12 protein-coding genes are annotated in these 10,890 nt (G+C 71.5%); 7 read left to right on the top strand and 5 right to left on the bottom strand.

Annotated features, from left to right (window positions below):
- Positions 1-419: 419 nt before the first annotated feature.
- Positions 420-1,103: an envelope integrity protein Cei gene (gene cei, locus ABZX11_RS37610; RefSeq protein ID WP_176176103.1), complete on the bottom strand. Its 684-nt coding sequence runs from the start codon at positions 1,101-1,103 to the stop codon at positions 420-422.
- Between the two features lie 520 nt (positions 1,104-1,623).
- Between cei and ABZX11_RS37605 the strand changes: the two genes are divergently transcribed.
- Positions 1,624-1,932 (top strand): DUF4193 domain-containing protein, encoded by a 309-nt coding sequence (locus ABZX11_RS37605; protein WP_013224476.1) that lies wholly within the window; start codon positions 1,624-1,626, stop codon positions 1,930-1,932.
- Positions 1,933-2,068: 136 nt separating this feature from the next.
- Here the strand turns inward: ABZX11_RS37605 and ABZX11_RS37600 are convergent, their stop codons facing one another.
- The gene (locus ABZX11_RS37600) at positions 2,069-2,551 is read right to left on the bottom strand and encodes a DUF3093 domain-containing protein (RefSeq protein WP_354922493.1); all 483 of its coding nucleotides are present in this window, start codon (positions 2,549-2,551) and stop codon (positions 2,069-2,071) included.
- 24 nt (positions 2,552-2,575) lie between these two features.
- On the opposite strand from ABZX11_RS37600, the gene dut reads away from it, so the two are divergent.
- Together dut and ABZX11_RS37590 are read left to right on the top strand one after the other, a co-directional pair.
- Entirely contained in the window at positions 2,576-3,079 is a 504-nt protein-coding gene (gene dut, locus ABZX11_RS37595) for a dUTP diphosphatase (RefSeq protein ID WP_176176105.1), read from the top strand.
- A complete protein-coding gene (locus tag ABZX11_RS37590) occupies positions 3,079-3,741 on the top strand; it encodes a DUF3710 domain-containing protein (RefSeq protein ID WP_176176106.1) in 663 nt (220 codons plus the stop codon). Before dut ends, ABZX11_RS37590 begins: the two co-directional genes overlap by 1 nt.
- A gap of 42 nt (positions 3,742-3,783) precedes the next feature.
- Here the strand turns inward: ABZX11_RS37590 and ABZX11_RS37585 are convergent, their stop codons facing one another.
- The gene (locus tag ABZX11_RS37585) at positions 3,784-4,497 is read right to left on the bottom strand and encodes an alpha/beta hydrolase (protein ID WP_354922490.1); all 714 of its coding nucleotides are present in this window, start codon (positions 4,495-4,497) and stop codon (positions 3,784-3,786) included.
- A 105-nt stretch (positions 4,498-4,602) separates the two neighbouring features.
- On the opposite strand from ABZX11_RS37585, the gene ABZX11_RS37580 reads away from it, so the two are divergent.
- Together ABZX11_RS37580 and ABZX11_RS37575 are read left to right on the top strand one after the other, a co-directional pair.
- Positions 4,603-4,983, top strand: a complete 381-nt coding sequence (locus tag ABZX11_RS37580; protein WP_003074944.1) for an OB-fold nucleic acid binding domain-containing protein — start codon at positions 4,603-4,605, stop codon at positions 4,981-4,983.
- Positions 4,984-4,992: 9 nt separating this feature from the next.
- Positions 4,993-5,712: a DUF3159 domain-containing protein gene (locus ABZX11_RS37575; protein ID WP_176176107.1), complete on the top strand. Its 720-nt coding sequence runs from the start codon at positions 4,993-4,995 to the stop codon at positions 5,710-5,712.
- A 539-nt stretch (positions 5,713-6,251) separates the two neighbouring features.
- Here ABZX11_RS37575 and ABZX11_RS37570 read toward each other — a convergent pair.
- Together ABZX11_RS37570 and ABZX11_RS37565 are read right to left on the bottom strand one after the other, a co-directional pair.
- Positions 6,252-6,908, bottom strand: coding sequence for a TrkA family potassium uptake protein (locus tag ABZX11_RS37570; RefSeq protein ID WP_354922486.1), 657 nt, complete (start codon positions 6,906-6,908; stop codon positions 6,252-6,254).
- A complete protein-coding gene (locus ABZX11_RS37565; protein WP_254897245.1) occupies positions 6,905-7,570 on the bottom strand; it encodes a TrkA family potassium uptake protein in 666 nt (221 codons plus the stop codon). The genes ABZX11_RS37570 and ABZX11_RS37565 overlap by 4 nt, the downstream gene beginning before the upstream one ends.
- Before the next feature lie 93 nt (positions 7,571-7,663).
- Here ABZX11_RS37565 and ABZX11_RS37560 point away from each other — a divergent pair, with 93 nt between their 5' ends.
- Complete coding sequence (locus ABZX11_RS37560) at positions 7,664-9,697, top strand: APC family permease (RefSeq protein WP_176176109.1); 2,034 nt, start codon at positions 7,664-7,666, stop codon at positions 9,695-9,697.
- Entirely contained in the window at positions 9,694-10,881 is a 1,188-nt protein-coding gene (locus ABZX11_RS37555) for a class I SAM-dependent RNA methyltransferase (RefSeq protein ID WP_354922483.1), read from the top strand. The genes ABZX11_RS37560 and ABZX11_RS37555 overlap by 4 nt, the downstream gene beginning before the upstream one ends.
- Positions 10,882-10,890 lie beyond the last annotated feature (9 nt).

The raw sequence follows: 10,890 nt of genomic DNA, 5'->3' as shown, positions 1-10,890 counted from the left end.
GTCTGGCCGGCGAGGAACCGGCAGACGCGGATGAGGAAACCGCGGTTCTCGAACGCGAGGTCCTGCGCCTCCGGGGAGGCACGCAGACCGACCCTTCGAGTACGCGGGCCGACCCTCCGAGTACGTGAACGGCCCCTTCCGGACGAGGCCCGCGACATGCGGGACCGCCGGTCCCGGCGGCGAGGATCTACCTCGGGCGGCCAAAACTGTCGGTGGCTGCCGGTAACGTAAGAACCGGGGGTCCCCTACGCGCGGGGGTTGTGGCGCTTCGCGAGCACGCGCGGAGGGCGGCGGGAAGAGCCGATCACGGCTGTGCCGGCGAGGCGGCAGCGTCCGGCCGGCCGAAACTGTCGGTGCTCTCCGGTAGCATGGAAAACGGGGGGCGCCCCCGCGGCCGGGGTGCGAAACAGCGGGCCGGGTCAGCAGGCGACGTCGCGGGCGGAGGCCAGCAGTGTCTGGTCCACCACCGGTGCCTTCGCGCCCGCCGACTGCTCGTTCCCGCCGCCGCCCTGGTGGGTCTTCGACCAGTCCGCCAGCTGCGTGATGATCTGCCGGGCCTCCGCGCGGGGCCGGAGGTCGCCGAAGAGCGTGCCCGTCACCACGTCCACGCTCGCGTCCTTGCGGTTGTCCTGGACCAGCTCCGCGCACGGCACCACGAGGCTGAGCGTCCGGGCCGCGGTGACGCCGTTCTCGCCGAAGCGGATCTGGCCGCGGCACTTGGCTTCGCGGTTCTCGTACGCCGGGTCGTTGGCCGGGTCGGCCGCGCTGGTGAAGCCGAGTTCGCGCAGCGCCGTCGTGGTGATGCCGCCCTGGCCGCGGCTGCCCGAGGCGTTGAGGACCCGGTAGGCGACCTTGTCCGGCGGGATCGGCGCGCGGTCGTCGAGCGCGTTGTGGGGCAGGCTGCTGAACGTCACGCCCGGCGGCGGGCTCGCGGGCGGGTCGCACTTGACCGCCTCGTCGATGTCGCCCTTGCCGACGGCGGCGTTCACCCAGACGACGATCGCGCCGATGGCGAGCACCCCGATGACGATCAGCGCCGGGAGCGGTTTGTGCTTGCGATACGGCCGCGCCCCACGGTCCCCGATGCCGTTCCCCGACGCCACCTGCCCGTCCCTTCCCGAACACCGAACCCGGCCGGTGCGGACCCGAGCACCGTCGTGGCCGCTCAGCCTAGGCGCTGCAGCCGGCGCGCGTCGTCCAGGGTCACCCGGCCGGTTCCCCGTGCTCAACCAGTGGTCCGCGGGCCCCGCCCGGGACCGATCCCCGTGGCAGCGATCGCACCACGCGGGGGCCGGCCGGGGCAAGCGGACACGGGTCGCGCGTGAGGTTCTCCACCCGCGGGCAACCCGAACGGACGACAACGCGTCTTACCTGCGGGTTCCCCCTGTCGGGTGACGATTCCCCGGCAATGTCTGACTCGTTGCAGAACCCGGACAGCGGTGAGCTACCCTTCCCGGGCTCCGGCCGCAGGAAGAGGCCCATAAAGAAGAGACCTCGGTCACTTCGGCCGTCGGGCACAAACAGGGGCCCTGGAACGTTGACCAGCGGCACGGCGGACTCACGGGCGTATCCGGGAGTCCGGGAAAACGACTACACAAGCTGATCGCAGGGGTGAGGGACAACATGGCTACCGACTACGACGCTCCGCGCCGCAGCGAAGCCGACGAGCTGGCCGAAGACTCGTTGGAGGAGCTCAAGGCCCGGCGGAACGAGAACCAGTCCGGCGTCGTCGACGTCGACGAGGACGCGACCGCCGAGAACTTCGAGCTGCCGGGTGCCGACCTTTCCGGGCTTTCCGGTGAGGACATGACCGTGAAGGTGGTGCCGAAGCAGGCGGACGAGTTCACCTGCTCCGTGTGCTTCCTGGTGCACCACCGCAGCCGGCTGGCCGAGGACAACGGCGGACGCCTGATCTGCCGCGACTGCGCCTGACAAGCGCGGAGGGGTTCTCGGACAGGGGACGAACAGACGCGACGGAGAGCCTCGAGGGCGACGACGGGGAGGCTCGAAGCGCGCTGGGGACAAGGGGGCCGGCCGGCAGGCCGGCCCCCTTCCACATGTCCGGGGTTCAGGCGCCCTTGAGCAGCTCGGCGACCTTTTCCGGGTGCCGGGTGCTGAACAGCCAGTACGGCGTCGGGTCGTTCGCGTCCGTGAGGTGCACCTTCACGACCGGGCCGACCCAGCCGCGGTGCAGCACGTACGCGGCTGGGTCGCCGTCGCGGCCCAGCGCCTTGCGCTTGGCCTCCTTGTCGAAGACCTCCACCTCGCCGGCGAACCGCAGCGGCAGGTGGGCGTCGCCGACCCACAGTTCCGGCTCGTCGCCGCCGGTGATCCGGACCTTCGACCGGCCCAGCGACAGCAGCAGCGCCGCGACGACCGGCAGCGCGATCACGTACGGCAGCCACGCCCGGACCCCCGGGTACCCGAGGTCGATCTCGGCCGCCAGCAGGACCGCTCCCAGCACCGGCAGCAGCCAGCCCCACCACGGGACGTACAGCCGTTCGGAGTGCCGGACCGCGGCGTTCGCGGCCGTCTTCGCTGATTCACCCACGGGTAGAGAGTAATCTCGCCGCCCGTGTCCAGCGTTCAGGTACTCCTCTCCCGGCTCGATCCGGATGTCCCGCTGCCCGCCTACGCCCGACCGGGCGACGCGGGGGCCGATCTCGTCACCACCTCGGATATCGTCCTCGGACCCGGGGAACGCGGCGTCGTCGGCACCGGCGTCGCGATCGCGCTCCCGCCCGGGTACGCGGGGTTCGTCCACCCGCGGTCGGGTCTGGCCGCCCGGGCCGGCCTCTCGGTGGTGAACACCCCGGGCACGATCGACTCGGGCTACCGCGGCGAGATCAAGGTCTGCCTGATCAACCACGATCCGGTGCACCCGCTGGAGCTGACGCGCGGCGACCGCATCGCCCAGCTGGTCGTCCAGCGGGTCGAGCACGCGGAGTTCGTCGAGGTCGCTCGGCTGGACGCGACCGAGCGGGGCGACGGAGGCTACGGCTCCACGGGTGGACACGCCACACTGGGAGCACCGGCGCTCGCCGCGAGCGCCGCCACGGGGGAAGGAACGGAGAAGTAGTGGGGATTTTCGGACGCAAGCGGCGGACCGAGGGCGGGTCCGCCGGACGGCACGCCGCGCCCGAGGCCGAAGACACTTTCGAGGACGACGCGTACGACGAGGAATCGGAGCTTTCGGACGTCTCCGACGGCCCGTTCGACGTCGCGGACTTCGAAGACGACGGCATCCCGCGGATCGACCTCGGCTCGGTGAAGGTGCCGGTGCCCGACGGGTCCCAGGTCCAGGTCGAGATGGACCCGGAGGCCGGTGGCGTGCGCGCCGTGCACGTCGTCACCGAGCAGGGCCAGATCACGGTCAGCGCGTACGCCGCGCCGCGGTCGGGTGGCCTGTGGCGGGAGGTCAGCTCCGAGCTGGCCGACCAGCTGCGCTCCGACGGCGCCAAGGTCACCATCGGCCGCGGTGTGTGGGGCCTGGAGATCTCGGCGATCATCGGCGACGTCGCCCTGCGCTTCGTCGGCGTCGACCGGCCCCGCTGGATGCTGCGCGGCGTCATCGCCGGCCCCCAGTCGGAGGCCGCGGCGGCGGTCGAGGTGCTGCGCGAGATCGTCCGGCGGACCATCGTCGACCGCGGCGACGCGCCGATGCCGGTCCGGACCCCGCTGACCATCACGCTGCCCGAGGCGGTCGCCGAGCACATCGCGGCCCAGCAGCAACAGGGCTGACCCCGCCCGCCGAAGGCCGCCACCGGCACCCGGTGGCGGCCTTCAGCGCGTCCGGAGGGCCTTGAGGAAGGCGAGGACGGTCGCCCGGCCGAGTGATTCGCGGTCGGTGCCCAGCGCCGCGAGCGTCGTCTCGCCGAGGGCCGCGCGGGGGAGCGCGCCCGCCCACTCCGCTGCGACTTTCGTCGGGTGTACCGGATCGTCGGTGCACGTGCCGACCCCGGCCGGGACGGCCAGTCCCGCGAGTTCGGCGAGGGTGGGTGACGGCCGCCCCGCCGCGACGCGCAGGCCGTCCGCCAGCCGGCCGCCGTGGCGGCGCCACGCCCGGTCCAGTTCGGCCCGCAGCCAGTCCGGGCTGCCCGCGGTCTGCGCCAGCGCGGCGTCGACGCCGGAACGGGCCACCAGATCCGCTGTCAGCGTCGCGGCGAGCGCGGCGGGTGCCGGGCCCGGGTCGCCGTTCCAGGCCGGGAGGGCGGCCAGCAGGCCCCCGCAACGGGCCGGGTGGCGGACCGCCCACTCCGCGGCGAGGTGGGCGCCGAAGGAGATGCCGCCGACGAGGAGGGTGCCGTGCTCGTCCGCGAGCGTGTCCAGGGCCGCCAGGTAGCCGTCCGCGAGCGCCCCGCCCGGGGGCGGCGGTGGCGCGATGAGCGGGACGCCGATGGCGCGCAGGGGGCCCTCGAAGACGGACCGGACGAACACCTCGTCCGAGCCGGTACCGGGCAGCAGGACCGCGGCGGGAACTCTGATTGCGGACGTCACGTTGCGATCTTTGCGCAAAGGCGTTTCCCTGGCGGGGACCGCAGCTACGCTGGAAATCGCACGGGCCGCATGCACAGTCGGGGGCCCCGGAGCACAGGAGCACCTATGTCCGCCAAAGACGGCGGCTACTTCAGCCGGTTGGTTCGCAAGCTGACCAGCGACGTCGAGGACCTCGACGCCGACGAGATGTCGATGAGGTCGGGCGCCGAGGGGGCGCAGCGGGCCTGTGACTGCCGATCCGGCGAAGAGGTCACCGTGATGGGGCGGCTCCGCAGCGTCGAGCTCTGCCCGACCAACGAGGCCGCCACGCTGGAGGCCGAGCTGTTCGACGGAACACAGGGCGTGACGCTAATCTGGCTCGGCCGCCGCCGGATCCCGGGCATCGAGCCTGGCCGGACGATCAAGGTGCGCGGCCGGATGGCCGAGCGTGACGGCCAGAAGGTGCTGTACAACCCCTATTACGAGCTCCAGAGCCCAGTGAGTTGATCACCCATCGTGACTGAACCCGCCCCGAGCGAGAAGAAGACCGACGGCGAAGAGCCGCAGCCGACCCTGCTCGAGCAGATGGGCGGGGTGTCCGGCCTGATCTACTCGTCGGTCCCGGTGATCGTGTTCGTGCTGGCGAACTCGTTCTTCGGCCTGACCGCGGCCATCTGGACCTCGATCGGCAGCGCGGTGGCCATCACCGTGCTGCGCCTGGTCCGCAAGGAGCCCCTGCAGCCGGCGATCTCGGGGTTCTTCGGCGTCGCGATCGCGGCGTTCATCGCCTACCGCACGGGGTCGGCGAAGGGGTTCTTCCTGTTCGGGATCTACGCGAGCCTGATCTACTGCGGCATCTTCGTGCTGTCGGTGGTGGTCCGCTGGCCGATCGCGGGCGTGGTCTGGAACATGCTCAACGGCACCGGCCAGGCGTGGCGGCGCGACAAGCCCTCCCGCTACGGCTACGACATCGCCACGCTGGCGATGGCGGCGATCTTCGCGGCGCGGTTCGTGGTGCAGCGCTGGCTGTACCAGGAGGACTACACGGGCTGGCTGGCCTTCGCGAAGATCGCGATGGGGTACCCGCTGTACGCGCTGGGCCTGCTGGTGGTCGTGTGGGCGGTGCGGCGGTCGGACAAGCGCCTGAAGGCGATGGCCGAGGCCGAGCCGGCCCCGGAGACCGACGCGGAGGTCGAGGCCCGGCTGCGCGAGAAGTACGCGGCCCCGGAAGCCTGACAACCCGCGCGCGTGGGGGCGCCCCCCGTTTTCGACTCTACCGGCAGGCACCGACAGTTTCGCCACACCGGCGCTCGGGACGCTGTGATGCCCCCGCAGTCACGCGTGATGCCCCGCTGATCACGCTTGATGCCCCACCAGTCACGGGTGATGCCCCGCCGGTCACGCGAGATGCCTTTCCCGTCACGTCAGATCCGGTTCTGATCACGCGAGTTCCGGGCTGAATCACGCGAGGTACGTGCTCGATCACGCGAGCCGCGCCCCTGAGCGCATGGGGCCCGCGCTGGATCAGCGCCGTCGCCGCCCGGGGCGCGCGAAATCCATGCCGTCTTCGGGCGCAGAGGGATTCCGGGCGCAGGCATGCCGGCTGCGAAGCGACACAACCCGCGCGCGAAGGGGACCCCCCCGGTTTTTACGCTACCGGCCACCACCGACAATTTCGGCCACCGCAAGCCGCGAAAAGGGCATCCGAGCCCGCGAAAGTCCCAAAATCTCGCCACGGAAAAGGCCCCCGGCGCACGCCAGGGGCCCATCCGGGCTCAGTAACCCAAAGCCGTCCGGATCTCCGGTTCCACGTCCGCCGTAGCCACGAACAGCAGCTCGTCCCCGGGCTCCAGCGGGTCCTCCGGCTGCGGCACGATCACCCGGTCACCCCGCAGGATCGTCACCAGCGCCGCATCCCGCGGCAGCGTCAGCTCGCTCACCGGCTTCCCGGCCAGCGGGGTCTCCGCCGGCAGCGTCAGCTCGACCAGGTTCGCGTTGCTCTGCCGGAACGTCATCAGCCGCACCAGGTCGCCGACGCTCACCGCTTCCTCGACCATCGCCGCCAGCATGCGGGGGGTCGAGACCGCCACGTCGACGCCCCACGCGTCGGTGAACAGCCACTCGTTGGCCGGGTTGTTCACCCGGGCCACCACGCGCCGGACCGCGAACTCCGTCTTGGCCAGCAGCGAAACCACCAGGTTCGCCTTGTCGTCGCCGGTGGCGGCGATGACGACGTCGCACTGCTCGATCCCGGACTCCTCCAGGATCGACACCTCGCAGGCGTCGCCGAGCACCCAGTCGGCCTGCTCGACCGTGTGCGGGTCGAACTGGTCGGCCTCGCGCTCGATGAGCATCACCTGGTGCCTGCCGTCGATCAGCTCGGCGGCGATGGAGCGGCCGACCGCCCCGGCGCCCGCAATCGCGACCCTCATGCCTCGTCCTCCGGTTCGCGGTGGGCCACACTGGTGACGTCGGTGACGGTGCCCGAGCGCGCGGCCACCCACACGACGTCGTCGGCCTGCAGCACCGTCTTCGTGTCGGGCAGCACGCCGGTGCCGAAGCGCATGATGAACGCCACCCGTGCGCCGGTCGCCTCCTGCAGCGACTTCACCGAGTGCCCGACCCAGCCCTCGTGCAGCGGCAGCTGCAGCAGCGCCACGTTGCCCGACGGGTCCCGCCACGCCGACGCCACGCCGTCCGGCAGCAGGGTGCGCAGGAACCGGTCGGTCGTCCACGGCACGGTCGCCACCGTCGGGATGCCCAGCCGCTCGTACACCGCCGCGCGCTTGTGGTCGTAAATGCGCGCGACGACGTGCTCGACGCCGAAGTTCTCGCGCGCGACCCGGGCCGAGATGATGTTCGAGTTGTCGCCGCTGGACACCGCCGCGAACGCGCCCGCCCGCTCGATGCCGGCCTCGACCAGCACCCGGCGGTCGAAGCCGACGCCGACGACCTGCTGGCCGTGGAAGTCGCTGCCGAGCCGGCGGAACGCCTGCTGGTTCTTGTCGATGACGGCCACCTCGTGGCCGAGCCGCTCCAGCGCAGCGGCCAGGGACGCGCCGACCCGGCCGCATCCCATGATCACCACGTGCACGCCCTGCCTCCTCCTCGGCGGTTCACCCGTCCGTCTTACCCCCGACATACCAGCGCCGAACCTACCGTGCGCCCCGACCGTTACGCTTCCGTGGTGTCGAAGTTCCCGACCGTGCTGAAACGCCTGGTCCTCGGACGTCCGTTCCGCAGTGACCGGCTCTCTCACACGCTCCTGCCCAAGCGCATCGCGCTGCCGATCTTCGCGTCCGACGCGCTCTCGAGCGTGGCGTACGCACCCGAAGAGATCTTCCTGACACTGAGCGTGGCGGGCCTCTCGGCGTACGCGCTCGCGCCGTGGATCGGCGTCATGGTCGCCCTGGTCATGCTGGTCGTGGTCGCGTCCTACCGGCAGAACGTGCACGCCTACCCGAGCGGCGGCGGCGACTACGAGGTCGCCAACACGAACCTCGGCGGCAAGTTCGGCCTGACCGTCGCCAGCGCCCTGCTCGTCGACTACGTCCTGACCGTCGCGGTGTCCACTTCGTCCGGTGTGGCCAACATCGGCTCGGCCGTCCCGTGGGTCGCGCAACACAAAGTGCTCGCGTCGATCGTCATCGTGGTCGTGCTGACGTCGCTGAACCTGCGCGGCATCCGCGAGTCCGGCAAGGCCTTCGCGATCCCGACGTACGGGTTCATCCTGGGCATTCTGGTCATGGTCGCCTGGGGCCTGGTGCAGGCGGCCACCGGCACCGAGATGAAGGCCGAAAGCGCCGGCTTCACGCTGACCGCCGAAGGCACCTTCGCCGGTGTCGGGTACGCGTTCCTGGTGCTGCGGGCGTTCTCCTCCGGCGCGGCGGCGCTGACCGGGGTCGAGGCGATCAGCAACGGCGTCCCGGCGTTCCAGAAGCCGAAGTCGAAGAACGCGGCCACCACGCTGCTGATGATGGGCCTGCTCGCGGTCACCATGCTGGTCGGCATCATCACGCTGGCCACCATCACCGACGTCAAGTTCGCCGAGGACCCGGCGCGGCAGCTCGAAGGCGCGCCCGCCGGCTACGAGCAGAAGACGATCGTCGCGCAGATCGCGCACGCGGTGTTCGCCGACTTCCCGCCGGCGTTCTACTACATCTCCTTCTCCACCGGCATCATCCTGCTGCTGGCCGCGAACACCGCGTTCAACGGCTTCCCGGTGCTGGGCTCGATCCTGGCGCAGGACCGCTACCTGCCGCGCCAGCTGCACACCCGCGGCGACCGGCTGGCGTTCTCCAACGGCATCCTGTTCCTGGCCGCGTTCGCGCTGGTCCTGATCATCGCCTTCGACGCCGAGGTCACCCGGCTCATCCAGCTCTACATCGTGGGCGTGTTCGTGTCGTTCACGGTGAGCCAGGCGGGCATGATCCGGCACTGGAACCGGTTGCTGGCCAGGGAAACCGACCCGGGCGCGCGGCGGCGGATGCGGCGCTCGCAGACCGTCAACGCCATCGGCCTGACCATGACCGCGACCGTCCTGGTGATCGTGCTCATCACCAAGTTCCTGCTCGGCGCGTGGATCGCGATCGCCGCGATGGTGGCCATCTTCGCGCTGATGACGGCGATCCGGCGACACTACGACCGCGTCGCCGACGAGCTGAAGGAGCTCGGCGACACCCCGACCGTGCTGCCGTCGCGCAACCACGCGATCGTGCTCGTGTCCAAACTGCACCGTCCGACGCTGCGCGCGCTGGCCTACGCCAAGGCGATGCGCCCGGACGTCCTCGAGGCCGTGACGGTCAATGTGGACGATGCCGACACGCGGAGGCTCACCGCCGAGTGGGACGCGCACAACTTCAAGGTGCCGCTCAAGGTCGTCGAGTCCCCCTACCGCGAAATCACGAAGCCCGTGCTCGACTACGTGAAGCGCGTGCGCGGTGACAACCCGCGCAACGTGGTCACCGTGTTCATCCCGGAGTACGTGGTCGGCCACTGGTGGGAGCAGGTGCTGCACAACCAGAGCGCGCTGCGGCTCAAGGGCAGGCTGCTGTTCCAGTCCGGGGTGATCGTGGCGAGCGTGCCGTGGCAGCTGCAGTCGTCGGCCAAGGCGGCCGCGCGGGTCCGCAACGAGCGCCCCGCCGCCGGCGACGTCCGCCGCGGGTTCTCGCCCAACGGGCAGCCGGTCGCGGCGCCGAAGCCCAAGGAGCCTGCCGAATGACCAGCTGGCTGGGCCGTGTTCTCGAAGTCGAGGTCGGGGCGGTGGCGCACGGCGGCCACTGCGTCGCCCGCGCGGAGGGCCGGGTCGTGTTCGTCCGGCACGCACTGCCGGGTGAGCAGGTCCGGGTCGAGGTCACCGAGGACAACGGCGGTTCGTTCTGCCGCGGGGACGCCGTCGAGGTGCTGTCGCCGTCCCCGCACCGGGTGGAGCCGCCGTGCCCGCTGGCGGTCCCGGGAGGCTGCGGCGGCTGCGACTGGCAGCACGCCTCGCCGGACTACCAGCGTTCGCTGAAGGCGTCGGTCGTGGCGGAGCAGCTGCAGCGGCTGGCCGGCATTGAGCGGGACGTCGTCGTGGAGGCACTGGACGGCGGGCCGCTGGACTGGCGCAGCCGCGTCCGGCTGGTCGCCGGGCGCGACGGGCGTGCCGGGCTGCGTGCCCACCACAGCCACCGGGTGGTGGCACTGGACGACTGCCCGATCGCGGTGCCCGGCGAGCTCGACGACGTCCTGGCGCGGCGCTGGCGGCCGGGCAGCGAGCTGGAGGTGACGACCGACGGCGACGGCGACGTGCACGTCCGCGAGCTGTCGACGGTGCGCGGCAAGGTCCGCGCCCGGCAGCTGACGGGCGGCGTCGCGGTCCAGCACGCGGCGGGCCGCGACTGGCGCCTCGACGCGCACGGGTTCTGGCAGGTCCACCCGGCGGCGGCGTCGACGTTCGCGGCGGTCGTGGGGGAGTGGGCGGAAGCGCCGTCCGGTGGCACGGCCTGGGACCTCTACGCGGGGGTCGGGCTGTTCGCGTCGGTGCTGGCCGCGCAGGTAGGTCCTTCGGGGCACGTGCTGGCGGTCGAATCCGGCCGCCGTGCGGTCGCCGACGGCGAGCGCAACCTCGCGGACCTGCCGCAGGTCTCGTGGCACGCGGGAAGGGTGGAGCACGTGCTGGCGTCGGCGGCCAAGCCGGTCGACGTGGTGGTGCTGGATCCGCCCCGCAAGGGTGCAGGCAAGGCGGTCGTGGAGTCGATCGTGGCGGGTGCGCCGGACCGGATCGTGTACGTGGCTTGCGACCCGGCGGCACTGGCGCGGGACCTGGCGACCTTCGCCTCCCACGGGTACTCGCTGACGGACCTGCGGGCGTTCGACGCGTTCCCGATGACCCACCACGTGGAGTGCGTGGCGCTGCTGTCGTGAGTTTTTGTC

The organism is Amycolatopsis sp. NPDC004169, from assembly GCF_040610315.1.
Classification (GTDB): Bacteria; Actinomycetota; Actinomycetes; order Mycobacteriales; family Pseudonocardiaceae; genus Amycolatopsis.
This window is presented reverse-complemented; position numbering and strand designations above follow the sequence as displayed.

Coding starts and splice junctions, on each gene's coding strand:
- ABZX11_RS37580 (WP_003074944.1), top strand. CDS start 4,603: ATGTCCGCCAAAGACGGCGGCTACTTCAGCCGGTTGGTTCGCAAGCTG.
- ABZX11_RS37555 (WP_354922483.1), top strand. CDS start 9,694: ATGACCAGCTGGCTGGGCCGTGTTCTCGAAGTCGAGGTCGGGGCGGTG.
- ABZX11_RS37570 (WP_354922486.1), bottom strand. CDS start 6,908: ATGAGGGTCGCGATTGCGGGCGCCGGGGCGGTCGGCCGCTCCATCGCC.
- ABZX11_RS37605 (WP_013224476.1), top strand. CDS start 1,624: ATGGCTACCGACTACGACGCTCCGCGCCGCAGCGAAGCCGACGAGCTG.